This window comes from Streptomyces sp. Act143, assembly GCF_003143935.1.
GTDB lineage: Bacteria > Actinomycetota > Actinomycetes > Streptomycetales > Streptomycetaceae > Streptomyces.
Map to the genome: position 1 here is coordinate 940,172 of NZ_QFRX01000001.1, position 25,021 is coordinate 965,192.

A 25,021-nucleotide genomic window follows, 5' to 3' on the forward strand; every position below is an offset into this window, starting at 1 on the left:
GCCCTTCGTACCTGTGGGAAAGGTGAGAGCCAGGGGTTCAGCGAGGGATGACCATGGTCAAGGCGCACGTCTCCACACAAGAGCTGGTCGCCGGACGGTACCGGCTCGTGGAGGTCCTTCACCGCGAGACCAACCGCGTCTGCTGGTACGGCGAGGACGTCGAGGCCGGTCGGCCCTGCCTCCTCACCCAAACGGGGCTGCCGCCCGATCCGGACGGGGAGAGCGCGCGGCGGGCCGTCGCCCGGGTCGTCCGGATGGCCGAGACCATGGGCCGGCTGTGCCCGGGCCGGGTCGCCGCGGTCGTCGACGCCGTCGAGGAGTACGGCACCCTGTGGACCGTCACCGAGTGGATCGACGGCATACCGCTGGGCGAACTCCTCGAACGGCAGGGCGCGTTCGGCCATGCCCGCGCGGCCCGCATCGGCCTGGAGCTGCTCGACGTGCTGGAGGCCGGGCACAGCGAGGGCATCACACACGGCGAGCTCAGTCCGGGCCAGGTGTTCGTGCCCGACCGGGGCCCCGTCGTGGTGACCGGCTTCGGGCTGGCCGGGGCGACCCTCGTCCCCAGAGTCAGCGCACCGTCGTACGCCTCCCCGGAACAGGCCCGCGACGAGCGCATCGGTCCGGCGGCCGATCTGTGGGCGCTGGGCGCGATGCTCTACGCGATGGTCGAGGGCCGGCCGCCGTTCCGTGACCGGGACAGCCCGGAGACCACGCTGAAGGGGGTGGACCGGCTGCCGCTGCGCGGCCCGGTGCGGGCCGGTCCGCTCACCCCGACCGTGCAGGGGCTGCTGCGCAAGAACTCCCGCGAACGGCTGGGCCGTCAGGCGGTGCGCGAGGCCCTGTCCCGCGTGGTGACGGAGGAACCCGACGCCCTCCCGGACGAGACCCCGGTGCCGCTGCTGCGCCGCCTCCACGATGCCGGGCCGGGCCGCGGCCGGCGCACGATGGCCGCGGGAACGGCGCTGGCCGTCGTCACCGTGACCGTCGCCGTTCTCGCCGCGACGGGCCGGCTGTCCACGGATGCCGACGACTCCGCGGCGGATGCCCCGCCGGCCGGCCCCACCGCCTCGGCCACCGGCGGTGAGCCGGCACAGCCCGCACCCGAGCCGACCCCCACGCGGCAGCCGACGCAGAAACCGACTCCGACGCCGAGTCCGACACGGTCCCCGACCACCGCGGCCCCGTCCCCCACCCCGGCCTTCCAGCACTACACCGCGCCCCAGGGCTTCTCCGTCTCCCTCCCCCGGGGCTGGACGGCGCTGAGCACGACGCAGCAGGACGACCTGGCCTACCGCGTCGTCCTCGGCGCCGAGGGCGACCCCCGCACGCTCGCCGTCACCTACAGCACGCGCGTGGGCGACGACCCGGTCGCCGTCTGGCGGGACGACGTCGAGCCGGGGCTGCGGCAGAGCGGCGACTACCGGCGCGTCGGGGAGATCCGGGCGACGACGTACCAGGGCCGCGAGGCCGCCGACATGGAGTGGCTCGCCACCGTCGACGGCACCCGGGTGCACACCCTGGGCCGGGGCTTCCTGATCGGCGGGGGCCGCGGCTACTCGCTGCGCTGGACGACCCCGGCGGCGGACTGGGACGACCCCGCCGACCAGCAGACCCTGGAGACGGTCCTGCGGACCTTCGAGGTGCCGTCAGTCTGAGTCGCGAGGCGCGCGCAGGGCCCTGATGCGGGGACCGCCCAGCGGCTGGGTGCCCCACTTCACACGGAACGTGCCGTCCGTGAGCGAGCAGGTCAGCTCCATGCGGTGCGGTGTCTCCAGCAGCGCCAGGTCGAGGGCGAGGGTGCCCTCGCCGGTCCATCCGCCGCTCACCGCGGTCGGCACCGGGCCCTCGGTGACGGTCCAGCCGGGCTCACCGCACCGCAGCTCCAGCCGTTCCCCCTTCTCCACGAGGGTCAGCGTGCGGCCGTCCGCGTCGAGCTCCACGGCCGTCAGCATCGGCGCCTCCGCGCAGACACCGTCGTACGGCGTGAAGACGAGGGGCCGCTCCGGCGGGGCCGGCCTGCCCGCGGCCGGCGGCAGCGCCAGCCGGGACAGCCGCTCGGCCAGCGCGGCGTCCTGCGCGTCCCGGCCGGACAGCGGCTCGCCGCCGAAGGCGGGCAGCAGCTTGTCCCAGACCAGGTCCAGGAGCTGCTGCATCTGCTCGGTGGCGCCGGTGATCGCGACGACCGCGTCCTGCTCGGGCAGCACGATGCAGTACTGCCCGTACGCCCCGTCGCCGCGGAAGCCGTGCCGGGACATCCAGAACTGGAAGCCGTAGCCCCGCCGCCAGTCCGCCGACCAGGTCTCGTCACCGCTGGGGATGTGCGACCGGGTGGCCTCCGCGACCCACTCCTCGGACAGCAGCCGCTCGCCGTCCCACACGCCGCTCTGGAGGTACAGCCGGCCCAGCCGGGCGATCGCGTCGGTCGTGGCGTGCAGCCCGCTGAAGCCCAGCTCGCGACCGGCACGGTCGCGCTGCCAGGCCACGTCGCCGATGCCGATCGGGTCGAAGAGACGCGGGCGCAGATAGTCGGTGAGGGACTGGCCGGTCACCCGCTGGACGATGGCGGCGAGGGTGTAGGTGGTGGGCTGGTTGTAGGCGAAGACCGTGCCCGGGTCGCCGTCCGGCGGCAGCAGCAGGAAGCCGCGCACCGGCTCCTCGCGGTCCGCCTCCAGTGCCCGCTCGTGCGTCTCGGCCGCATGGCCGCTGGACATGGTCGCGACATGCCGGACGAGCATCGCTCGGCTGCGCGGGTCGGTGATGTCCGCGTCGAACTCCGGGAAGTACGAGATCACCGGGTCGTCCAGGCGCAGCAGCCCCTCGGCCACGGCGAAGGCGGCGGCCGTGGCGGTGAAGCTCTTGCTGAGGGAGTACAGCAGATGGGGGCGCTCGGCGGTGTACGGCGCCCACCAGCCGGACGCCACGACCTTGCCGTGGCGCAGGATCATCAGGCTGTGCGGCTCGATGTCGGGGGCGGCTTCGACGGCGTCCAGGAAGGCGTGCACACCGGACGCGTCGACACCCTCGGCGGACGGGGGGCTCGTGGGCAGGGGGCGGGCACTCATACGGGCATCCTGCCCCGGGAGCCGCGGCATGATCCAGATGCCGGTCGGCCGTTTTCCCTGGCCCGGTCAGGGGACTCGCGCCTTATGGTGCAAATCGGATACACGATGATGACCGAGCAGGCCGGGCCCCGAGAGCTGGTCGACCATGTGGTGCGCGCCGAGGACGTGGGCTTCGACTTCTCGGTGACCTCGGACCACTACTTTCCGTGGCTGCGTTCGCAGGGTCATTCGCCGTACGCGTGGAGTGTGCTGGGCGCCGCCGCGCAGGCGACCTCCCGCATTCCGCTGATGACCTATGTGACGTGTCCGACCTTCCGCTATCACCCGGCGGTCGTGGCGCAGAAGGCGGTGACGATGCAACTGCTCTCGGAGGGCCGCTTCCGGCTGGGGCTCGGCTCCGGGGAGAATCTCAACGAGCATGTGGTGGGCGGCGGTTGGCCGTCGGTCGACGTGCGGCACGAGATGCTCCAGGAGGCGGTCGAGATCATCCGGGCGCTCTTCGAGGGCGATCATGTGAACCACCGCGGCACGCACTTCGACGTGGAGTCGGCCCGGTTGTGGGACCTGCCGGACGCGCCGGTGCCGATCGGACTCGCGGTGTCCGGCGAGCAGTCCTGTGCCCTCGCGGGCCGGCTCGCCGACCTGGCGATCGCGACGGAGCCGAAGGCGGGCCTGCTCGACTCCTTCGACCGGCACGGCGGCGCGGGCAAGCCGCGCGTCGGCCAGCTGCCGGTCTGCTACGACCCCGACCGGGACACGGCCGTGCACCGGGCGCACGCGCAGTTCCGCTGGTTCGGCGGCGGCTGGAAGGTCAACTCCGAGCTTCCGCACCCGGATTCGTTCGAGTCGGCCACCCAGTTCGTGACGCCGGACGATGTCACCGCGTCCATTCCGTGCGGCGACGACCCGGACGACTTCGTCGAGGCCGTACGTCCCTACGCGGACGCCGGTTTCACGGAGATCGCCCTGGTGCAGATCGGCGGCGAGTCGCAGCCGGCGTATCTGGACTGGGCGGAGAAGACGCTGCTGCCCACGCTTCACGACGCTCTGGACGCGTAGCGACGCAGGGCCCAGGACCGACACACGGGGTCTGCCAAAGCATTGCCAATGGGTCCATATAGGCTGCCGGTCTGCACCTGTGCAGTCCCACCAGCCCCTCCTCAGGAGAGACCCCTGTGACCCTAGCGATCGCTCCGTCCGAGACGTCGCCGGAGGCGTCGTCCGAGACGTCCCCCGCGCCCCTGTCCGACCTCGTGGCGCGCGACGCCCGTGAGTTCGGTGCCTATGCGCGGACCGGCGGATGGGCCTTCGGCCTGATGGTGGCGCGCAGCGTACGGCCCGGCGGCCAGGGCGCGGACGAGACGCCGAAGGTGTCGGCGAAGGAGTTCGCCGAGCTGGCCGGCTGCTCCGCCGAGCGCGTCATGCGCTACTACAAGGCGTGGGACCGGGCCGCCGACGACGGTCTCGTCCCGCAGTTCGAGGCGCTCACGCCGGGTCAGGAGGTGGAGCTCCCGGACGCCGACGTGTGGCTGAGCTACTACGTCTCCCGCAACAGCGCCACGTCCGAGCGCGGCACCGCCATCGCCGAGGCCGCCGAGGCGGAGGGCATCCGGCCGACGAAGGCGCTGGAGGTCGCCGAGAACCCGACCGCGCTGCGGGCCGCGATCCTGGCCGACCCCTCCACCGCCCGCGCCGCCCGCCAGGCGCTTCTGGACCGGGTGCGCGAGGACCCCGAGCTCCAGTCCGAGCTGGCCCGTGACGTCGTACGCACCGACGACCTGAAGAAGGCCGTCGCCACCGAGAGCCGCGCCGCCGACCGGATCGGCTACGTCCGCCAGATCGCCGAGTCCGGCCAGATCAAGACCCCCGCGGGTCAGACCGTCGACGCGCCCGCCGACCTCCGTCAGGAGGCCGAGCGCCATCTGTCGCTCCTCGACGAGCTGGAGGACGACGAGGACACCGGCGAGTGGGCCACCGAGGCCTACGACACCATGAAGACCCTCGTCGTCGAGGCCGTGGAGGCCGACCCCGAACTCCGGGTCCAGGAGCGGCGGACGAAGTTCTACAGCAGCCTGCAGAAGGCGACGAAGGTGTTCGAGGAGCTCACCTTCGACGACGCGCAGGACTTCTACGAGGACGACATGGTCCAGCAGCTGGAGGAGTTGCAGCAGGCCATCGGCGCGTGCATCACGGCGCTGCGCGGGGCCCGCACGAATCAACCGCAGGAGTGAGCATCTTGTGCGCGACGGGGGTACTAGAGGGAGCCAAGTCCGTTCTCCCCGGAGGCCCTCAGGTGAACCCCCTCGTGCACAAGTCCCTGGTCGTGCAGCTCCAGGCGGGCGTCTCGCACCGCTTTCCCGTGCTCGCCCACCTGTCGTACGAAGCCTCCGACCCGTTCGCCGTCACGGCGGTGTTCAGCCATGACGGCCGGGTGCTCGCACGGTGGCGCCTGGACCGGGAGATGCTGGCGGAGGGGCTGCGCGGCCCGGTGGGGGCGGGTGACGTACGGCTGCGCCCCGTGTCCTCGGAGATGGGGCAGGAGCTGCGCATGGAGTTCCTCGGCGACTCCCGTGCCGACGGCGGCCGGCATCACGCCGTGGTCTTCGCGTGGGCCCCGGCGGTGACCGCGTTCCTGCGCAGAACGCGCGAACTGGTTCCGCCGGGCAGCGAGCGCACCGGTGTCGACGCCTTCCTCGCCGAGTTGTTCGCCCAGGACCGGGCTGAGTAGCCGTACTCATGCCAGGCGTCCGCGGCGTCGGCACGATGAGGGCTCCGACGAGGAGGAGCCCCACCATGACAGCAGTCCGCCGCCCGCTGCCCGTCCCGCTCGCGGGGGCCGTGGTCGTGGGCCTGGCCCTCTCCGCGTGGGACCCGCGGGACCGCACGACGTGGCTGCTGGAGACGGTGTGGGTGCTGGTGGGCCTGCCGCTGATCGTGCTGGTGTGGCGCCGCTTCCCGCTCACCGGCCTGCTGTGCTGCCTGCTGGCCGTCCACGCGGTGGTGCTCATGGTGGGCGGCCACTACACCTACGCGCAGGTGCCGCTCGGGAACTGGCTGCGCGACGAACTGGGCCTGGAGCGCAACCCGTACGACCGTTTCGGCCACCTCATGCAGGGGTTCGTACCGGCGGTACTGGTGCGGGAGGTGCTCAGCCGTACCTCGCCGCTGCGCGGCAGCCGCTGGCTGGGGCCGCTGACGGTGTGCGCGTGTCTCGCCTTCAGTGCCGTCTTCGAGATGCTGGAGTGGCTGGCCGCGGTGATCGGCGGTCAGGCGGCGGACGCCTTCCTGGCGACGCAGGGCGATGTGTGGGACACCCAGTGGGACATGTTCTGCGCGCTCGTCGGGGCGACCGTGTCGGTGCTGGTCCTCGGCCGCGTGCACGACCACCAGTTGGCGGGCCTGCAGGGTCACTTCGTCGTGTAGCGGCGGCGGATCCACAGCGGGACGACGAACCAGCACACGAGGTACCACGCCACAACCGCGGTGACCAGCCAGGGCACGAACGGGTCGTGGGTGGCGACCCGGAGGATCAGCAGCAGCGAGGAGGCGGTCGTGACGAGGAGCAGGAGCAGGCCGACGAAGGTCAGCCGGGAGGCCCACTCCACGGCCCGCGGTTTGATGCGCCGCCCGGAGACCAGGCGGTGCAGGGAGACCGGCCCGATGAGGGCGCCGGTGGCGGTGGCGCCGAGGACGACCGTGACGATGTAGATGGTCCGCTCGGTGTCGCCGAGGTCGGCGTACTTCGGGGTGAACACGACGGTCAGCAGAAAACCGAACAGGATCTGCACGCCCATCTGGGCGACCCTGATCTCCTGCATGAGCTCGCCCCACATGCGGTCGGCTCGCTCGTCCGCGGTCTCGTCGCGGCCCGTACGCCTCTCCGGTGCCTGCACCATGCGGGACGGGTAACCCGGTGTCTGATCGTTCAAACAGCCGGGTCACCCGCCCTCACGGGGCTACCAGCGGTGCTCCACCTGGTCCTTGACGCGCCGGTCGTAGATGTCCTGGATCGCGGTGAGCGTCTCGGCGGACAGCTCGGGCAGCGCGGCGGCGGCCGCGTTGGCGCGGGCCTGCTCCGGGTTGCGAGCGCCCGGGATGACGGTGGTGACACCGGGCTGCTGGATGATCCAGCGCAGGGCGAGCTGGGCCGGGGTGTATCCCTCGGGGGCGAGCGCGGAGAACTCGGCGGCGGCCTCCACGCCCGTCGTGTAGTCGACGCCGGAGAAGGTCTCGCCGACGTCGAAGGACTCGCCGTGCCGGTTGTAGGTGCGGTGGTCGTTCTCGGGGAAGACGGTGTCCTTGGTGTACTTGCCCGACAGCAGACCGGAGGCCAGCGGCACCCGGGCGATGATCCCGACGCCCGCCTCCTGGGCGGCGGGGAGCACCTCGCGCAGCGGCTTCATGCGGAAGGCGTTGAAGATGATCTGCACGCTGGCCACGCCGGGCCGGGCGATCGCGGTGAGAGCCTCCTCGCAGGTCTCCACGCTGACGCCGTACGCGGCGATGCGCTCCTCCGCGACGAGGGTGTCGAGGGCGTCGAAGACCTCGTCGCTGGAGTAGACGGGCGTGGGCGGGCAGTGCAGCTGCACCAGGTCGAGGCGGTCGACGCCGAGGTTGCGCCGTGAACGGTCGTTCCAGGCGCGGAAGTTGTCGAGGACGTAGTTCTCCGGGATCTGGTCGACGCGGCGGCCCATCTTCGTCGCCACGAACACGTGCAGATCGGGGCGGCTGCGCAGGAACGTGGCGATGGTCTGCTCGCTGCGGCCGTCGCCGTAGACGTCCGCGGTGTCGAAGAAGGTGACGCCGGACTCGGCCGCCGCCTCCAGCACCGAAAGGGCTTCCTTGTCGTCCACGTCTCCCCAGTCGGCACCCAGCTGCCACGTACCGAGACCGACGACCGATGCCTGCTGACCCAACCTGCCGAAAGTGCGCTCGTCCATGGCGTCAGTCTGTCATCTGTCATCGCCTCGCGCGGAACGGGCCCCTCCGGGGCGCCACCCGTGAATCCTTCACTCACACGAGTGAGGAGAATCGGCGAGCAAGCGCTCTCTGCCGGGTCGGCCCCTAGTTTGTGCCCGTGACGGACAACTGGACCCGCCGAAGCTTCCTCCTGAGCGCCGCCGCGCTGACCCTGCTGCCGGCCGACCCGGCCGTGGCCGCGCGGGAGCTGCCCGACTTCCCCGCGGACGTGGCCCTCTACCGCTCGGCCTACCGGAACTGGGCCGGGGAGATCACCGCGGTCGGCCTGTGGGCCTGCGCCCCGGCCGACGGGGGCCAGGTGGTCGCCGTCGTCAACTGGGCCTGGCGGAACGGCTGGCGGGTGCGCGGCCGGGGCTCCTCGCACGGCTGGTCCCCGCTGACCCTCACGGAGGGCACACCGCCCGACGCCCCCGTCCTGCTGGTGGACACCGCCACGCATCTGACCGGCCTGGCCCTGGAGTCACCGCATGCCGTGCGGGCCGGCAGCGGCGTCACGCTGGAGGCCCTGCTGACCTTCCTGGAGGGGCACGGTCTCGGGGTCACCGCCTGCCCCGCCCCCGGCGACCTCACCCTGGGCGGCGCCCTGGCGATCGACGCGCACGGCACCGCCGTACCGGCGCGGGGCGAGGAGCGGCTGCCGGGTCAGACGTACGGCTCGCTGAGCAATCGGCTGCTGAGCGTGACGGCGGTGGTGTGGGACGAGGCGAGCGGAGCGTATGTGCTGCGGACGTACGACCGGTCCGAGTCCGACGCCGCGGCCCTGCTGACCCACCTCGGGCGGACCCTCGTCACCGAGGTGGTGCTGCGGGTGGGTGCGAACAGCAACCTGCGGTGCGTGAGCCGCACGGACATCCCGGCCGCGGAACTCTTCGCCCCTCCCGGCGGCGACGGGCGCACGCTCGCGAGCCGGCTCGACGAGGCCGGGCGGGTCGAGGCGATCTGGTTCGCCTTCACGGAGTTCCCGTGGCTGAAGGTGTGGAGTGTCGAGCCGGCGAAGCCGCTCACCTCGCGGCGCGTGACGACGCCGTACAACTACCCGTTCTCCGACAACGTCCCCACACCGGTCGCGGACATCGCGGGGCGGATGGTGTCGGACGCGGCCTGGTATCTGGCGCCGGTGCTCGGGAACGCGCAGTACGACGCCGCCGCGCTCGGGCTGGTGGCGACGCTGTCGGCCGACATCTGGGGGCCGTCCAAGAACACGCTGCTCTATCTGAGGCCGACCACGCTGCGGGTCAACGCCAACGGGTACGCGGTGCTGACGCGGCGGGACCGGGTGCAGCACGTCGTCGCCGGGTTCACCGCCTTCTACCGGGAGCGGCTGGCCGCCTACGCCGCGCTCGGCCGGTTCCCGGTCAACGGCTCGGTGGAGATCCGGGTGACGGGCCTGGACGACCCGGCCGACGCCGAACTCGACGGCGCCCGCGCCCCGTTGCTGTCCGCGCTGCGGCCCGACGCCGGGCATCCCGAGTGGGACACCGCGGTCTGGCTGGACATCCTGACGCTGCCGGGGACGCCGTACGCGGAGATGTTCCTGCGGGAGATCGAGCGGTTCCTGCTGGACCGCCACGACGGCACGGACTCCCTCAGCCGGGTGGAGTGGTCCAAGGGGTGGGCCTACACCGAGGACGCGGTGTGGGACGACGACGAGGTGCTCAACGCGGTGGTGCCGGGGTCGCTCGGGGAGGGGGCCTGGGGGCAGGCGGCGGGAATCCTGCACCGGCTCGATCCGCACGAGGTGTTCGGGAACGCCTTTCTGGACCGGTTGTTCGGCTAGGGCGTCAACTGGGCCTGGACCACGGGGGCGTAGCGGTTCACGATGTCCTCGATCGCGCTCTCCCTCAGGTGCGGGCCGCGGGCGATGCCGTACATCACGCCCAGGCCCAGCAGGGTGCCGACGGCCAGTTCGGCGCGCAGGCCGGCGTCGGGGCCGGGGAGGCGGGCGGCGAGGTGTTCGGTCACCTGGGTACGGAAGTTGGCGCGCAGGATGTCGCCCTGCGCGCCGTGCAGGGGCGCGAACGCGATCCGCAGCAGCGGGTCGGCGCCGCGCTCGCGCTGGCTCTCCAGGACGTGCCGCACCATGTGCCGGCCCAGTTCGTGCGGCGGGGCGTCCAGCAGGGCCCGCGCGTCCGCCTCGAAGGACATCACGCGGGCGAAGAGGGCGTCCTTGTTGCCGAAGTACTTGAGGATCAACGGCGGGCTCACCCCGGCGCGTTCGGCGACGTCCTTGAGGGTGATGTCGGCGTGGGCGTGCCGGGCCAGGAGATAGCGGGCCGACTTGAGGATCGCCGCCTTGGTGGCCTCGGCGTCCCGGCGTGCGGGCGTCGCGTCGGGGGCGGTGGGTGGGGTGCTCACGGCTCTCATACTCCCTTCACCGCCTCCTTCCGGGCTCCCCTGGCGCGCCGGGTGCCGTCCTTCGCCGGGTCGCCGGGGATGCAGAGCGCGGTCGCGCCGGCCAGCAGGGCGATGACGCCCGCGATGCCGAAGGCCAGCAGATATCCGTGCAGGGTGGGCACCGGGAGGCCGCCCACGGGGCTGGTGTGCCGGACCAGGACGGCGGCGACGGCGGCGCTCGACACGGCCTGTCCGATGGTGCGCATCAGGACGTTGACGCCGTTGGCGGACGCGGTCTGTCCGGCCGGGACGGCGTGCAGGATGAGGGTGGGCAGCGCCGAGTACGCCAGGGTGGTGCCGGTGCCCACGACCGCCGCGCCCACCATGATCATCCACAGGTCGCGGCTGTCGGCGATCCGCACCGCGTACCCCGCCGCGATGACCGCGGCCCCCAGGGCCAGGGTGACGCGCGGCCCGCGGGCGGCCGAGATCCGGGCGGAGAGGGGCGAGAGCAGCAGCATGATGAGACCGCCCGGCAGCAGCACCAGACCGGTCTGCACGATCGACAGCCCGAGCCCGTAGCCGGTGGCCTCCGGCGCCTGCACCAGCTGAGCGGTGACGAGCGAGTTGGCGTAGAAGGCGAACCCGGTGAGCAGCGCGGCCACGTGCGACAGCCCGACGCGCGGCCGGGACACCAACCGCAGGTCGACCAGCGGCCGTTCGGCCCGCAACTGCTGCCACCACCACAGCGCGAGGACGAGCACGGCCGCCGCGAACAGCCCGGCGATCCGCCGGCTCCCCCACCCCCACTGCCCGCCCTGCGACACCCCGAGCAGCAGGCACACCAGACCGGTGGCCAGCCCCAGCGTGCCCGGCACGTCGAACCGGCCCGGCTCGCGCACCGGCGACTCCCGCACCGCCCACCACACCGCGCCGACGCCCATGGCCCCCAGGGCCGCGGTCACCCAGAACATGGTGTGCCAGTCGGCGTACTGCACGATCACCGCGGCGAGCGGCAGCCCCAGCGCGGCGCCGATGCCGACGGTCGAGCTCATCAGCGCCACGGCGCTCCCCCGCCGCTCCGGCGGGAGTTCGTCGCGCAGGATGCTGATGGACAGCGGTACGACGGCGGAGGCGGCGCCGGACAGGGCGCGGGCCGCGATGAGCACCCGGATGTCGGAGGACAGGGCGCACAGCACCGACCCCACGGCCATCAGTGCGAGCGCCGCCATGAGGACCCGCCGTTTGCCGTACATGTCCCCGGCCCGGCCGAGGACGGGGGTGAGGACGGCTCCGGAGAGCAGGGTCGCGGTGACCATCCAGGAGACGGTGCCGGGCGAGGCCCCGGTGAGCCGGGGCAGGTCGGGCAGCAGCGGGACGACCACGGTCTGCATCACGGCCATGAGGATGCCGCCGAAGGCCAGCACCGGGACCGTCAGCCGGTCGCGCAGCGGGCGGGGTATCGGGGCAGGTCCGTCCATCGGCGCTCCAGCGGGTCACAAAGAAAGAAGGGGTGAATGGCCATTCACCCTAGCCGGTGAATGGCCATTCACCCAGAGAATTCCCCGACTGCCGCTCGCCCCTCGGGCGAAACCTCAGTCCTTGCGGGAGCTCAGCGCCCGCGCGTGCACGTTCCGCGCGATCTTCGGCCCCAGCCAGCGCTTCAGCCGGCGCAGCGCCTCCAGCTGCCCCGCCGCCCGGTCGATCCGGTAGTACAACTGGGGCGGGACGTACGGCAGCAGCGGTGAGTGGCGCTGACCGAGCAGGGCGAACATCTGCTGCGGGGGCAGGTGGATGTAGCGCGGCAGGTTCTCGTACCACTGGGCGCTGTAGCGGGCGGCGCTCTGGACGGAGAGGAGTTCCGCCTTGCGCCGTCGCTCGTAGCGGGCGAGGGCGTCGGGCAGTGCGGCGTGCTCGCGCAGCGCCTCCGCCAGGGCCATGGCGTCCTCCAGGGCGAGGGTCGTGCCCGCGCCGATGGAGTAGTGCGTGGTGTGGGCGGCGTCGCCCATCAGCACGAGGTTGCCGCGGGACCAGGTGCGGTTGGTCAGGGTGCGGAAGTTCAGCCACTGGGCGCTGCCGTCGGCCGAGGGCCGGCCGATGAGACCGTGGCCGTCGAGGACGTCCGCGAAGAGCTTCTCCAGCAGGATCAGGCCCTCGCCCTCGTCCGCCCGGTCCAGGCCGAGGCCGGACCAGGTCTCGGGAGCGCATTCGATGACGCAGGTGCTGCGGTCGGGGCCGAATGCGTAGCCGTAGCACCAGATCCAGCCGTGGCCGGTCTCGACGAAGGCGAAGGTGAAGGCGTCGAAGACCTTGGTGGTGCCGAGCCAGATGTAGTGGTTGCGGCCGGCCCTGAGCTCGGTGCCGAAGTGCTCGGCGTGCGCGGTGCGCAGCGCGCTGTGGACGCCGTCACCGGCCACGACCAGGTCGGCTGCGGGCAGGTCCTCCGGCGTGACGCCGTGCTCGAACTCCAGGCGGACGCCCAGCTCGCGGGCGCGGCCGGCGAGGAGTTCCAGGAGGCGGTGGCGGCCGATGCCGTGGCCCTCGTCGCCGTGCTGGCGGGTGGCCAGGTCCCGGACATGGGCGACGCCGTGGTCCCAGCGGACGGAGTGCTCCTCGACGGCACGGGCCGACTCGGGGTCGCGTTCGTGCAGCTTGTCGAGGAGTCCGCGCCAGTAGGTGACGCCCCAGCCATAGGTCGAACCCTCGGGGTTGCGTTCGTAGACGGTGATGTCGTGGGACGGGTCCTGCACCTTGAGCAGGATCGACAGATACAGGCCGGCGGGCCCGCCGCCGACACAGGCGACCTTCACGCGTACCCCTGGGAATCACTCAGAGCGGTCATTTGACGACGCAGGGTAGCAGGGCTTTGCGTCAGCTTCCGCAGGTGAGGCAGGTCACCGGCGAGGCGCGCGCACAGGAAAGATCACGCGGAAGACGGGGGCCGGGCAGCGGAATTTCCCCCTCCGGGGCCCGCCACCCCCTCCGCGCAGCAAGATCATTTTCGTTCAAACCTGCACCGGATATCGGGAATTGTCCGGATCGCAGCCAACCGGTCGCAGATGCCTCTTCAGCACCGATAGGCATACGGGGTCACCCAGCACACCTGTCCGAAAGGAAAGCCCCCGTGCCCGAACTGACCCGGCGTCACGCCCTCGCCGCCGCGGCCGCCGTCGCCACCGCGGTCGCCGTCACCCCGCAGGCATCGGCCCACGACCACCACTCCCCCGACACCTTCGACGAGGTCTACAAGGGCCGCCGGATACAGGGCCGCCCGGCCCCGGCGGGCGGTCACCACCACGGCGCCGGTTACGCCGTGTTCATCGACGGGGTGGAACTGCACGTGATGCGGAACGCCGACGGCAGCTGGATCAGCGTCGTCAGCCACTACGACCCGGTGCCGACGCCGAAGGCCGCCGCACGCGCCGCCGTCGACGAGCTGCAGGGCGCGTCCCTCGTCCCGTTCCCGGCCAACTGACCCACCCCGTAAGCATTTTGGAGCACCACACATGACCGTCCGCAAGAACCAGGCCAGCCTGACCGCCGACGAGAAGCGGCGGTTCGTCGCCGCCGTCCTGGAGCTGAAGCGCAGCGGCCGCTACGACGCCTTCGTCACCACGCACAACGCGTTCATCATGTCCGACACCGACAACAGCGAGCGTACGGGCCACCGTTCACCGTCCTTCCTGCCCTGGCACCGCAGATACCTCCTGGAGTTCGAGCGGGCGCTGCAGTCGGTGGACGCCTCGGTCGCGCTGCCGTACTGGGACTGGTCGACGGACCGCTCGCCGCGCGCCTCGCTGTGGGCGCCGGACTTCCTCGGCGGCACGGGGCGCAGCCGGGACGGCCAGGTGATGGACGGGCCGTTCGCCGCGTCGACGGGCAACTGGCCCATCTCCGTACGGGTGGACGGCCGTACGTTCCTGCGCCGCTCGCTCGGCACCTCCGTGCGCGAGCTGCCGACCCGGGCCGAGGTGGACTCCGTGCTGGCGATGGCGACGTACGACATGGCCCCCTGGAACAGCGCGTCGGACGGCTTCCGCAACCACCTGGAGGGCTGGCGCGGGGTCAACCTGCACAACCGGGTGCATGTCTGGGTCGGCGGCCAGATGGCGACCGGGGTCTCCCCCAACGACCCGGTGTTCTGGCTGCACCACGCCTACGTCGACAAACTGTGGGCCGAGTGGCAGCGCAGGCACCCGGGCTCGGGCTACCTGCCGGTCGGCGGGACGCCGAACGTGGTCGACCGGGACGAGACGATGAAGCCGTGGAACGACGTGCGCCCGGCGGATCTGCTGGACCACCGGGCGCACTACACGTTCGACACGGACTGATCGCCCGGGGTCAGGCCCCTGCCGTACGGCACTCGGGGTGACCCCAGCCCTGGTCGTTCTTGGCGATGTCCGCACCCGCCGCGTAGGAACGCCCGCACAGGCAGCGGCCCGGGAACTTCGCCTTGATCGTGCGGGACGACGAGGCGGACCCCGAACCACCGCTGCGCCGGGGAGACTTGGCCCTGGCGGGGCGGGCGGTCTTCGGAGTGTCCGGCGACGGCGGCGGCTCGGGCGAACCCTGGTCGCTGCCCGCGGGCTCCTGGACCGTGGCCGCCTGGCTGGCGGCGCGGTCGGCGAAGTCGTTGAGGCGGTCGCCGTCGACCTGGTGGGCGGGGACGTAGCGGAAGTCGACGGAACGGCCGTCGAGCAGTTCGTCGATCCGCACGACCAACTCCTGGTTGGCGACCGGCTTGCCCCCGGACGTCTTCCAGCCGTTGCGCTTCCAGCCGGGCAGCCAGGTGGTGACGGCCTTCATGGCGTACTGGGAGTCCATCCGGATCTCCAGCGGCACGTCCGGGTCCACGGCGGTCAACAGGCGTTCCAGCGCCGTCAGTTCGGCGACGTTGTTGGTGGCCCTGCCCAGCGGCCCCGCCTCCCAGCGGGCCGGGGTCTCCGCCTCGTCGGCGACGACCCAGGCCCAGCCGGCCGGTCCGGGGTTTCCCTTGGAAGCGCCGTCGCAAGCGGCCACCACACGTTCACGCATGCCCCCGATCATGCCACGACCTACCGGACCAACCGGCCATCGGGCCGGTGACCTCGCCGGCCATCAGGCCGGTGACCTCGCCCGTCACCGGGACGGTCACTCCGTCGCGCATCGGGCCTGGGGGCACGCCGGCATTTCGGCCCAGAGGGGGCCGCGCCGAACTCGGGGCTCAGGGGGCACGGCTCCGGGCTCAGAGGGCACGCCGGCATTTGGGGCCCAGGGGGCACGCCGAACTCCGATCTCAGGGAGCACGGCCCCGAGCTCAGAGGGCACGCCGGCGTACGAGGCCCGGGGGCCACGCAGGCCGCCGGGCTCAGGGGGCGACGCCCCTCCCTCGGCTCGCGAGCACGCCGGCCCTCGGGCCGAGAGGGGCACACCGCCCTCCGGGCCGGAAGGCGCGTGCTGCTTCCCAGCCCCAGGGACGCGCCGGCTCTCGCGCCGAGAGGCACAGTGCCCCACAGGCCCAGGAGAGCACTCCGCCCCTCCGCCCCAGAGGGCCGCGCCCCCCTCCCTCCTCACACCTCGCTGATCTTCGGCATCTCACCCTGCGTCGTCGTCATGTCGATCACCGAGAAGCTCGCGCCCTGCGGGTCGCTGAGGGCGGCGAAGCGGCCGAAGGGGCTGTCCATGGGCCCGAAACGCAGGGTGCCGCCGAGTTTCGTGGCCTTGGCCACCGCCTCGTCGCAGTCGGTGACCGCGAAGTAGACGTTGATGTAGGACGGGACCTCCGGCGGGAACTCCTCCGTCATCTTCATGCGGCCGAGCACCGTGTTCTCGCCGACGTCGAACATGCGGAAGTCCATCGCGTCGTCCTCCATCTGCTTGACGGAGTACGGGAAGACGGCCGGGAAGAACGTGTCCACCTTCTCGGGGTCCCGCGTGAAGATCTCCGCCCAGGCGTACGCGCCGGGCGTGCCGACGGCCTCGAACCCCTCGTGGACGCCGGCCTGCCAGACGCCGAACACGGCGCCGCCCGGATCGCGGGCCAGGCACATCGTGCCGAAGTCGCCGACCGCCATGGGCTCCATCAGGACCTCGCCGCCGTTCTCCCGGATCTTGGCGGCGGTCGCCGCGGCGTCCGGGCTCGCCAGGTACAGGCACCATTGCGCCTGGCCCTCCTGGCCGGGCATGGGCGGCACGACCGCCGCGACCGCCTTGCCGTCCGCGTAGGCCTGCGTGTAGTTGCCGTACTCCGACGACTCCTCGCCGAAGGTCCAGCCGAGGACGTCGCCGTAGAAGGTCTTCGCTCCCTCCACGTCACTGAACATCGCGTCGGCCCAACAGGGGGTTCCCTCAGGTTGTACGGCCATGGCTGCGGCCCTCTCCGAGTCGGTGGTGGTCCGGTTTCTCACGCTAGCCACCCGTCTGCCGGGGCGCGCGCCGAACGGTTCGGTCCGTTTCAGACTGGAAAGAGGCCTTCCGTGAGAGGGGGAACCGGATGACAGCCGGAACGATGCGCGCGTGGTCCGTGGTGCGGCCGGGGCCGGTGCGGGAGGGGCCCCTCCGGTGGGTCGAGAAGCCGGTGCCGGAGCCGGCGGACGACGAACTGCTCGTGCGGGTGACCGCCTGCGGGGTGTGCCGGACCGATCTGCATGTCGCCGAGGGAGACCTGCCGGTACGCCGGCCCGGGGTGACACCGGGGCACGAGGTCGTCGGGGTGGTGGCGCGGGCGGCGGGCGGATTCGCCGTGGGCGACCGGGTGGGCGTGGCCTGGCTGCGCCGGACCGACGGCACCTGCGCGTACTGCCTGCGGGGCGCCGAGAACCTCTGCCCGGCCTCCCGGTACACGGGCTGGGACGCCGACGGCGGCTACGCCGAGTACACCACCGTCCCGGCCGCGTTCGCCCACCGGCTCCCCTCCGGCCTGGACGACGCGGCGGCGGCGCCGCTGCTGTGCGCGGGCATCATCGGCTACCGCGCGCTGCGCCGGGCCGCGCTGCCGCCGGGCGGACGGCTCGGGCTGTACGGGTTCGGCGGCAGCGCCCATCTGTGCGCCCAGGTCGCGCTCGCCGAGGGTGCCACCGTGCACGTGCTGACGCGGGGCGCGGCGGCGCGACGGCTGGCGCTCGCCCTGGGAGCCGCTTCCGCGCAGGACGCGTACGCGGCGCCGCCCGAGCCGCTGGACAGCGCGATCCTGTTCGCCCCGGCCGGCGAGCTGGTCCCGGTGGCCCTGCGGGCCCTCGACCGGGGCGGGACGCTGGCGGTCGCCGGCATCCACCTCAGCGACATCCCGTCGCTGCGCTACGAGAGCGAGCTGTTCTACGAGAAGCAGCTGCGCAGCGTCACCTCCAACACCCGCGAGGACGCGCGTGAGTTCCTGGCCCTGGCCGCCCGTCACGGTGTCCGCGCCACCACGCACGCCTATCCGATGCAGCGGGCCGACGAGGCATTGCGGGATCTGGAGGCGGGGCGTTTCGAGGGGGCGGCGGTGCTGGTCAACGGTCCGGACCGGTGAGGCGGGCGGGGCCGAGGCGGCGGCGGACTGGAAGTACGGCCTCTTGACTCAGGTCGTACAGGTAGGCCAGTTTAACGATAAACACGGCCTCGTCCTGGAGCGCATCAAGTGTCAGACGTCACCGCGGTCATCAACCTCGACATCGAGGGCCCGACGATCAGCCGCCACCTCTACGGCCACTTCGCCGAACACCTCGGCCGCTGCATCTACGGCGGGTTCTGGGTCGGAGAGGACTCGCCGATCCCCAACGAAGGAGGCATCCGGCTGGATGTCGTCGAGGCGCTGCGCGCCCTGGACATCCCCAACCTCCGCTGGCCGGGCGGCTGTTTCGCCGACGAGTACCACTGGAAGGACGGCATCGGGCCGCGCGAGGAGCGGCCCCGGATGGTCAACACCCACTGGGGGAACGTCGAGGAGAACAACCACTTCGGCACCCACGAGTTCATGGCGCTGTGCGAACTCCTGGGCGCCGAGCCGTACATCAACGGCAACGTCGGCTCCGGCACCGTGCAGGAGATGAGCGAGTGGGTCGAATACCTCACCCGTGACGGCGACAGCCCGATGGTGCGGCTGCGCAAGGCCAACGGCCGTGCGGAGCCCTGGCGGGTGAGGTTCTGGGGCATCGGCAACGAGACCTGGGGCTGCGGCGGCAACATGCGCGCCGAGTACTCCGCGGACCTGGCCCGGCAGTACGCCACGTACTGCCGCGACCACGGCGACAACAAGCTGTACCGGATCGCCTCGGGCGCCTCCGACGACGACTACAAGTGGACCGAGACGCTGATGCAGCAGATCAGCTGCTTCGGCTGCGAGGCCACCCCGAAGAGCTTCTTCCAGGGCATCTCTCTCCACTACTACACGCTGTCCGGCCCGTGGGAGGCGAAGGGCAGCGCCACGTCCTTCGACACCGAGGACTACTACCGCACGATGGCCGCGGCGCAGCGGATCGACCGGATCATCGCCGGTCACTCCGCGGTCATGGACGTCTACGACCCCGGCCGCACCGTGGGCCTGGTGCTGGACGAGTGGGGCACCTGGTGGGACGTCGAGCCCGGCACCGACCCCGGCTTCCTTTTCCAGCAGAACACCCTGCGGGACGCGCTCGTGGCCGGCACCCACTTCGACATCTTCCACAAGCACGCCGCCCGTCTGCACATGGCCAACATCGCGCAGACCGTCAACGTCCTGCAGGCGATGGTCCTGACCGACGGGGACGCGCTGGTCCTGACCCCGACGTACCACGTGTTCGAGATGAACAAGGGGCACCAGGACGCCGCGTCACTCGCCGTCCATCTGCGCGGCGACGCCCGCCGGACCGCCGGGGACACGGAACTCCGGACGCTCTCCGCCTCCGCCAGCGTCAAGGACGGCACGGTCCTCGTCTCCCTGTCCAACCTCGACGCCGACGAGCCCGCCGAGGTGACCCTGGACCTTCGCGGCGGGAGCCTCGGCGAGCCGACCGCACGCATCCTGACGGCCGGCCGTCTCCAGGACCACAACACCCCGGGCGCGCCGGAGGCGGTCAGCCCACGCCCCTTCGACGGCCTCAGGACGCACGACCGGGGCCTCGCCCTGACCCTGCCACCGCACTCGTTCGTCACCGTCCGCGCCCCACTGGCCTGATGAGCCGTACCGCGGCGGCGGTGTAGTAATGGTCCCCGGACGAAGTCGGCACCATGGAACCGGGGGTGTACATGGCGACCATGCAGGACGTGGCGCGCGCGGCCGGGGTCTCGGCGATGACGGTGTCCAACGTCATCAACGGTCACCCCAAGGTGAGCGCGGCGACGCGGGAGAAGGTCCTCGCGGCCATGGCGCGGCTCGACTACCGCGTCAACCTCTCCGCCCGCAACCTCCGCAAGGGCCGGACCGGCACGATCGGCCTCGCCGTCCCGGAGATCGACCGTCCGTATTACGGCCGGCTGGCCGCGGCGATCATCGCCGCGGCCGCCCCCCACGGCCTGCGGGTCGCCATCGAGCAGACCTCCGCCCTGCGCGAGACCGAACTCGAGGCGCTGGCCCTGTCCCGCAACCGCCTCTACGACGGCCTGATCCTCAGCACGGTCGGCATGGGACCGCAGGACGCCGAGTGGCTGGTCATGGACCACCCGGTGGTCATTCTCGGGGAGCGGATCTTCGGCGGTCCCGTGGACCATGTCGCGATGCCCAATGTCGAGGCGTCCCGCGCGGCCACCCGGCACCTGATCGAACGGGGCTGCCGGCGTATCGCGTTCGTGAGCGGCGCGGTGGGCGAGGAGGTCGACGTGTCGAGCCTGCGGCACGCCGGCTACCAGGAGGCTCTGCTGGAGGCCGGTCTGCCCCTGGACCCCGGCCTGCGGCGGCGCGTGGCGGCGTTGTCCATGGCCGACGGGGCGCGCTGCGCCCACGAGCTGGTGGAGAGCGGGCTCGATGTCGACGGGGTGTTCTGTGTGACGGACACCGTCGCCATGGGCGTGCTGCGCGGCCTGGCCGATGCCGGGGTCCGGGTGCCGGACCAGGTCAAGGTGATCGGCTTCGACAACGTCACGGAGAGCGGTTTCCTGGTCCCCTCCCTCTCCACCGTCGACCCCGACCACGACGCGATGGCCGCACGGGCCGTCGGCCTCCTGGTCCGGCGCATCGAACAGCCCGCGTCCCGCCCGGAGCCGGAGGAGTTCGTCGGCCCGTACACGGTGGTGGCGCGGGAATCCACGGGCGGCCCGGCCCGAGACAGGGACTGACGCGGACCGTTCGCACGGACCGAGGCGGACCGCTCGCACGGACTGGCGTGGACCGATCGCACGGCCAAACGGTCGCGCACCGCTGTGCCGGACTGGCCCCGTCAGGTCCCGTGCCCGTGGCCCGGACGCGCCGCGATCACGACCGCGCCGAGGGTGACCTCGGGGGCCGGCAGGTCGAGCGCCCTCGCCCGGCACCACCCCTGCGAACGACGCCCGGCGGTGACCGGCGGACGTCTTCCCCCTGCTGCCCGCCTGTGCTTGCCTGGGGAGCCGTTTTCCGTGGGCGTGGCGGGAGTTGCCGTATGCGCAAGCCGTGGATCGTGGGAGTGCTGCTGGCCGCCGCGCTGCTCGGTGCGTGCGGGGACCCGGAGTCCGGGCCGGAGGCGGCCCCGCCGTCGCCGGCCGTTGTCACCACGCACCAGCGCGCCGCCGCCAGCCCCAGCGCTACGGTCAGCGCGCCGGTCCGGGCGCCGAAGGTGCTGTATCTCGGGGACTCCCTGGCGATGGAGGCGCAGAAGGTGCTCGGTCAGGAGCTGCGCCGGGAGCTGCGCGCCGCCTACACGAGCCGGCCGTACTCGGGGACGACGGTCTGCGACTACCTGGAGGGCACCGGCGCCAAGTCCCTCGTACCGGACGGCGACAAGGCGGCGGCGCTGGTGCGGGCGCTGCACCCGGACTTCGTGGTGCTCCAGTTCTGGGGCAACGCGTGGGGCTACACCTGGTGCATGGACGGCATCACCCACGCCGGCGACCCCACGACGTACTACAAGCGCTACCGGGCCGACATGGCCCGGCTGACCGAGCAGATCGCCGCCGCGGGCGGCGCCGTACGGCCGCGGATCGTGTGGGTCGCGCAGGGCCCGGACCCGATCACCCCGGACCGGGTCCGGCGGGTCAACGAGCTGTACGCGAAGCAGGCCGCGGCGTCCGGGGACGTCGTCGCGGACGCGGGGGCCCGGGTGAGCGCGGCCGGGGACCGCTACGCCTGGGTGCAGTACCTGCCGTGCGACGCCTACGAGCACGAGCACCCGGACTACTGCACCCAGCCGGGCCGCGACCGGACCGCCCTGCACCTCGACAAGGACTACCTGCACTTCTGTCTGGCACCCACGACGGCCACGCCGAAGCCCTGCCCGGTCCGCTCACCCGGCATCCTGCGGATCGCCCGGGAGATCACCCGGACGATCGCCGCGGGAACCCGGTCGCCCTGACCGCACGCGCCCGCTGTTCACTCACCCGCGTAGACCCGCTCCAGCTCCGCCTTGTCGAACTTGCCCATCGCCATGAACGCCTTGGTCACCCGGGTCGCCTTCGCCGGGTCGGGGTCGTTGACCATGTCCATCAGGTTGTCCGGGATGATCTGCCAGGACACGCCGTACTTGTCCTTCAGCCAGCCGCAGGGGCCGGGCTCGCCGCCGTTCTCGGTGAGCTCGGCCCAGTAGTAGTCGATCTCCTCCTGGTTCTCGCAGAAGAGCTGGAAGGAGACCGCCTCGGTGAACTTGAACTGCGGTCCGCCGTTCAGCGCGACGAACTTGTGACCGTTGGCCGTGAAGTCCACGGCCATCACGGAACCGGGCTCGCCCATGCCCGCCTCGTTGACCCGGGCGATGGAGCCGATGCTGGAGTTCTTGAAGATCGAGACGTAGTGGTGGGCGGCCTCCTCGGCCTGGCCGTCGAACCAGAGACACGTGGTGAAACCGTCGGTCGCCATGAGTACCTCCTGGGGCGTGGATCCGCTGTCATGGGGGTCGACTGATCCATGCCGCGAAACTCATCGCTCACGCCACCGGCAGCCTCGAACGGCCGACGCGTCGGCCCTAGCATCCGAACCATGACGTCAGCTCGCACGGACCGCAGCACGGAGAGCATCCGGCCCTACCGCATCGACATCCCGCAGAGCGACCTCGACGACCTCCGCGCCCGCCTCGACCGCACCCGCTGGCCCGACGACCTGTCGGCGACCGGATGGGCGTACGGCGTCCCGGCGGACTACCTGCGCGACCTCGTCCACCACTGGCGGCACTCCTACGACTGGCGGGCCGCCGAGGCACGGCTCAACGAGTGGCCCCAGTTCACCACCGTCATCGACGGCACGACCGTGCACTTCGCCCACGTCCGCTCCCCCGAACCGGACGCCGTCCCGCTGATCGTGACGCACGGCTGGCCCGGTTCGATCGTCGAATTCCTGGACATCGTGGGCCCGTTGACCGATCCCGTGGCCCACGGCGGCGATCCCGCCGACGCCTTCCACGTCGTCCTGCCGAGCATTCCCGGCTTCACGCTCTCCGGGCCGCCCGCGGACACCGGCTGGGAGCCGGGCCGGGTCGCCCACGCCTGGGCCGAGCTGATGCGACGGCTGGGCTACGCCCGGTTCGGGGCGCAGGGCGGCGACTGGGGTTCGGCGATCTCCCGTGAGCTGGGCCGGGCGTACCCCGACCGGGTCGTCGGCGTGCACCTCAATCTGCTGATGGGCGCGCAGGCCACCCACGAGCCGACCGAGGAGGAGCTCGCCGCGCTCGGCCCCGGGGAGCGGGAGCGCACACGGGAGTCCTGGCGCCGGTGGAGCGACTGGTCGCGCGACGGGATCGGGTACGCGATCCTGCAGTCCACCAGGCCACAGACCCTGGCCTACGCCCTGACCGACTCACCGGTCGGCCAACTCGCCTGGATCGTCGAGAAGTTCCAGGCGTGGACGGACTCGGAGCGGTACCCGGAGGAGGCCGTCGACCGGGACCGGATGCTGACCAACGTGATGCTGTACTGGCTGACGGGCACGGCCGGTTCGGCCGCCCGCATCTACTACGAGCGCGGCCACGCCCGGGGCGAGCGGGTGGCCCGGCCGGCCGAGCCGTCCGCGGCCCCGACGGCCGTGGCCGTCTTCCCGGCCGAGATCTCGATCCCGCTGCGGCGGCACGCGGAACGCACCGAGAACATCGTGCGCTGGACGGAACTCGACCGCGGCGGGCACTTCGCGGCGATGGAGGAGCCGGACCTGCTGGTCGCGGACGTGCGGGCGTTCTTCCGGCAGTTGCGCGAAAAGGCCTGATCAGAGGGGCTCTGCTGGGCTGCTCTGCCGGTGGCGAATCTGCCACCGGCAGAGAAATCCCCCGGCCGCGTCCCCCGGGGCCGACAGTGAGGTGGACGGCATCCCCGACCACTTCGCACGGAGGAACCGATGACTTCACTCACCCCGCTCCTGCCGCGGGCCGAGGAGGGCGACACCCCGCCCTCCCGGTTCGACGACGATCTGGCCGCCCAGTTGCTCGGGCAGCGGATCGTCCTGCTCGGCACCCAGGTCGACGAGGTCTCCGCCAACCGCGTCTGCTCACAGCTGCTGATCCTGTCCGCCGAGGACCCCCGCACCGACATCAGCCTGTACATCAACAGCCCGGGCGGTTCCGTGTACGCGGGCCTCGCCATCTACGACACCATGCGGCTGATCCCGAACGACGTGTCGACGCTCGCCATGGGGTTCGCGGCGAGCATGGGCCAGTTCCTGCTCTGCGCCGGCGCGCCCGGCAAGCGGTACGCCCTGCCCAACGCGCGGATCATGATGCACCAGGGGTCGGCGGGCATCGGCGGCACCACGGCCGACATCGAGATCCAGGCGGAGAACCTGGAGCACAGCAAGCGGACCATGGAGCGGCTGCTGGCCGAGAACACGGGCCAGACCCCGGAGACCATCGCCCGCGACGGCGACCGGGACCGCTGGTTCACGGCCGAGGAGGCCAGGGAGTACGGCATGGTGGACCGGGTCCTGGAGTCCCTCGCGGACGTCCGCCCGGCCGCCTCGAAGCGACGGATGGGGCTGTGACATGGCGAACTACACGATTCCGTACGTCGTCGAGCGCACCGCGCACGGCGAGCGCTCCTCCGATGTGTTCAGCCGGCTGCTGTCGGAGCGGATCATCTTCCTCGGCACCGAGATCGACGACGGCGTGGCCAACGTCGTCATCGCGCAACTGCTCCATCTGGAGTCGTCGGCGCCGGACCACGAGATCTCGATCTACATCAACTCCCCCGGCGGATCGTTCACTTCGCTGATGGCGATCTACGACGCGATGACCTACGTCCAGGCGCCGATCTCCACGGTCTGCGTCGGCCAGGCGGCCTCCACCGCGGCCGTGCTCCTCGCCGGCGGGGACCCGGGGCGACGGATCGTGCTGGAGCACGCGCGCGTGCTGCTCGGCCAGCCGGCCAGCGGCGGCAGCCGGGGCATGATCTCCGACCTCGCGCTCCAGGCCAAGGAGATGATCCGGATCCGGGCGCAGGTGGAGGAGGTGCTCGCGCGGCACACCCATCACGACATCGCGACGCTGCGCGCCGACATGGACCGCGACAAGGTCTTCACCGCGCAGGAGGCCGTGGCGTACGGGCTGGCCGACGAGGTCCTCAGCCGGCGCCTCGTGAGGGTGTGAGGCGCCGGGTGCGCG

The 25,021-nt window shown here is 72.0% G+C and carries 23 protein-coding genes and 1 pseudogene; 15 read left to right on the forward strand and 9 right to left on the reverse strand.

From position 1 onward, the window contains the following. Positions 1-47: 47 nt before the first annotated feature. Positions 48-1,658, forward strand: coding sequence for a serine/threonine-protein kinase (locus DI272_RS04130; protein ID WP_181387080.1), 1,611 nt, complete (start codon positions 48-50; stop codon positions 1,656-1,658). Here the strand turns inward: DI272_RS04130 and DI272_RS04135 are convergent. Further along, a complete protein-coding gene (locus tag DI272_RS04135) occupies positions 1,650-3,065 on the reverse strand; it encodes a serine hydrolase (RefSeq protein WP_109493765.1) in 1,416 nt (471 codons plus the stop codon). The genes DI272_RS04130 and DI272_RS04135 overlap by 9 nt on opposite strands. An 84-nt stretch (positions 3,066-3,149) precedes the next feature. Between DI272_RS04135 and DI272_RS04140 the strand changes: the two genes are divergently transcribed. The 4 genes and pseudogenes from DI272_RS04140 (at position 3,150) to DI272_RS04155 (ending at position 6,552) form a co-directional block, all read left to right on the forward strand. Beyond that, complete coding sequence (locus DI272_RS04140) at positions 3,150-4,124, forward strand: LLM class F420-dependent oxidoreductase (RefSeq protein ID WP_109493766.1); 975 nt, start codon at positions 3,150-3,152, stop codon at positions 4,122-4,124. Positions 4,125-4,240: 116 nt separating this feature from the next. Then, the gene (locus tag DI272_RS04145) at positions 4,241-5,296 is read left to right on the forward strand and encodes a hypothetical protein (protein WP_181387081.1); all 1,056 of its coding nucleotides are present in this window, start codon (positions 4,241-4,243) and stop codon (positions 5,294-5,296) included. 62 nt (positions 5,297-5,358) lie between these two features. Further along, on the forward strand, positions 5,359-5,793 hold the full coding sequence (locus DI272_RS04150) for an SsgA family sporulation/cell division regulator (protein WP_109493767.1): 435 nt from the start codon (positions 5,359-5,361) through the stop codon (positions 5,791-5,793). A gap of 65 nt (positions 5,794-5,858) precedes the next feature. After that, positions 5,859-6,552: pseudogene (locus DI272_RS04155) on the forward strand (DUF2238 domain-containing protein). On the opposite strand, the gene DI272_RS04160 reads toward DI272_RS04155, so the two are convergent. Both DI272_RS04160 and DI272_RS04165 read right to left on the reverse strand, forming a co-directional pair. Continuing rightward, a complete protein-coding gene (locus DI272_RS04160; RefSeq protein WP_109493769.1) occupies positions 6,473-6,961 on the reverse strand; it encodes a DUF6328 family protein in 489 nt (162 codons plus the stop codon). The pseudogene DI272_RS04155 and the gene DI272_RS04160 sit on opposite strands and share 80 nt — an antisense overlap. Before the next feature lie 60 nt (positions 6,962-7,021). Continuing rightward, the gene (locus DI272_RS04165; protein WP_109493770.1) at positions 7,022-8,005 is read right to left on the reverse strand and encodes an aldo/keto reductase; all 984 of its coding nucleotides are present in this window, start codon (positions 8,003-8,005) and stop codon (positions 7,022-7,024) included. Positions 8,006-8,142: 137 nt separating this feature from the next. Here DI272_RS04165 and DI272_RS04170 point away from each other — a divergent pair, with 137 nt between their 5' ends. Then, on the forward strand, positions 8,143-9,822 hold the full coding sequence (locus DI272_RS04170) for a cholesterol oxidase substrate-binding domain-containing protein (RefSeq protein ID WP_109500678.1): 1,680 nt from the start codon (positions 8,143-8,145) through the stop codon (positions 9,820-9,822). On the opposite strand, the gene DI272_RS04175 is transcribed toward DI272_RS04170, so the two are convergent. The 3 genes from DI272_RS04175 to DI272_RS04185 form a co-directional block, all read right to left on the reverse strand. After that, complete coding sequence (locus DI272_RS04175; RefSeq protein ID WP_109493771.1) at positions 9,819-10,409, reverse strand: TetR/AcrR family transcriptional regulator; 591 nt, start codon at positions 10,407-10,409, stop codon at positions 9,819-9,821. The genes DI272_RS04170 and DI272_RS04175 overlap by 4 nt on opposite strands. After that, the gene (locus DI272_RS04180) at positions 10,406-11,860 is read right to left on the reverse strand and encodes an MFS transporter (RefSeq protein WP_109493772.1); all 1,455 of its coding nucleotides are present in this window, start codon (positions 11,858-11,860) and stop codon (positions 10,406-10,408) included. The genes DI272_RS04175 and DI272_RS04180 overlap by 4 nt, the downstream gene beginning before the upstream one ends. A gap of 114 nt (positions 11,861-11,974) precedes the next feature. Continuing rightward, on the reverse strand, positions 11,975-13,189 hold the full coding sequence (locus tag DI272_RS04185; protein WP_109493773.1) for an FAD-dependent monooxygenase: 1,215 nt from the start codon (positions 13,187-13,189) through the stop codon (positions 11,975-11,977). Between the two features lie 314 nt (positions 13,190-13,503). On the opposite strand from DI272_RS04185, the gene DI272_RS04190 reads away from it, so the two are divergent. Both DI272_RS04190 and DI272_RS04195 read left to right on the forward strand, forming a co-directional pair. Continuing rightward, entirely contained in the window at positions 13,504-13,854 is a 351-nt protein-coding gene (locus DI272_RS04190; protein WP_109493774.1) for a tyrosinase cofactor, read from the forward strand. A gap of 31 nt (positions 13,855-13,885) precedes the next feature. Beyond that, positions 13,886-14,710 carry a tyrosinase family protein gene (locus DI272_RS04195; RefSeq protein WP_109493775.1) on the forward strand — a complete coding sequence of 275 codons (825 nt, stop codon included), beginning with the start codon at positions 13,886-13,888 and terminating at the stop codon, positions 14,708-14,710. A gap of 10 nt (positions 14,711-14,720) precedes the next feature. On the opposite strand, the gene DI272_RS04200 is transcribed toward DI272_RS04195, so the two are convergent. After that, complete coding sequence (locus DI272_RS04200; protein ID WP_109493776.1) at positions 14,721-15,425, reverse strand: ribonuclease H; 705 nt, start codon at positions 15,423-15,425, stop codon at positions 14,721-14,723. A 503-nt stretch (positions 15,426-15,928) separates the two neighbouring features. Continuing rightward, positions 15,929-16,723: a VOC family protein gene (locus DI272_RS04205; RefSeq protein WP_109493777.1), complete on the reverse strand. Its 795-nt coding sequence runs from the start codon at positions 16,721-16,723 to the stop codon at positions 15,929-15,931. 143 nt (positions 16,724-16,866) lie between these two features. Between DI272_RS04205 and DI272_RS04210 the strand changes: the two genes are divergently transcribed. The 4 genes from DI272_RS04210 to DI272_RS04225 all read left to right on the forward strand — a co-directional run bounded on the left by DI272_RS04210 (position 16,867) and on the right by DI272_RS04225 (position 21,799). Then, on the forward strand, positions 16,867-17,868 hold the full coding sequence (locus DI272_RS04210; protein WP_181387509.1) for a zinc-binding alcohol dehydrogenase family protein: 1,002 nt from the start codon (positions 16,867-16,869) through the stop codon (positions 17,866-17,868). 108 nt (positions 17,869-17,976) lie between these two features. Further along, on the forward strand, positions 17,977-19,491 hold the full coding sequence (locus DI272_RS04215; RefSeq protein ID WP_109493779.1) for an alpha-N-arabinofuranosidase: 1,515 nt from the start codon (positions 17,977-17,979) through the stop codon (positions 19,489-19,491). Between the two features lie 53 nt (positions 19,492-19,544). Continuing rightward, positions 19,545-20,588, forward strand: a complete 1,044-nt coding sequence (locus tag DI272_RS04220) for a LacI family DNA-binding transcriptional regulator (protein WP_258314460.1) — start codon at positions 19,545-19,547, stop codon at positions 20,586-20,588. Between the two features lie 302 nt (positions 20,589-20,890). Next, positions 20,891-21,799: an SGNH/GDSL hydrolase family protein gene (locus DI272_RS04225; RefSeq protein ID WP_109493780.1), complete on the forward strand. Its 909-nt coding sequence runs from the start codon at positions 20,891-20,893 to the stop codon at positions 21,797-21,799. A gap of 17 nt (positions 21,800-21,816) precedes the next feature. On the opposite strand, the gene DI272_RS04230 is transcribed toward DI272_RS04225, so the two are convergent. Next, positions 21,817-22,299, reverse strand: a complete 483-nt coding sequence (locus DI272_RS04230; RefSeq protein WP_109493781.1) for a VOC family protein — start codon at positions 22,297-22,299, stop codon at positions 21,817-21,819. A 120-nt stretch (positions 22,300-22,419) separates the two neighbouring features. On the opposite strand from DI272_RS04230, the gene DI272_RS04235 reads away from it, so the two are divergent. From DI272_RS04235 to DI272_RS04245, 3 genes are all read left to right on the forward strand, one after another. After that, entirely contained in the window at positions 22,420-23,634 is a 1,215-nt protein-coding gene (locus DI272_RS04235) for an epoxide hydrolase family protein (RefSeq protein WP_109493782.1), read from the forward strand. Between the two features lie 129 nt (positions 23,635-23,763). Then, positions 23,764-24,402, forward strand: a complete 639-nt coding sequence (locus tag DI272_RS04240) for a ClpP family protease (protein WP_109493783.1) — start codon at positions 23,764-23,766, stop codon at positions 24,400-24,402. A gap of 1 nt (position 24,403) precedes the next feature. Further along, positions 24,404-25,006 (forward strand): ClpP family protease, encoded by a 603-nt coding sequence (locus DI272_RS04245; RefSeq protein WP_109493784.1) that lies wholly within the window; start codon positions 24,404-24,406, stop codon positions 25,004-25,006. Positions 25,007-25,021: the final 15 nt, after the last annotated feature.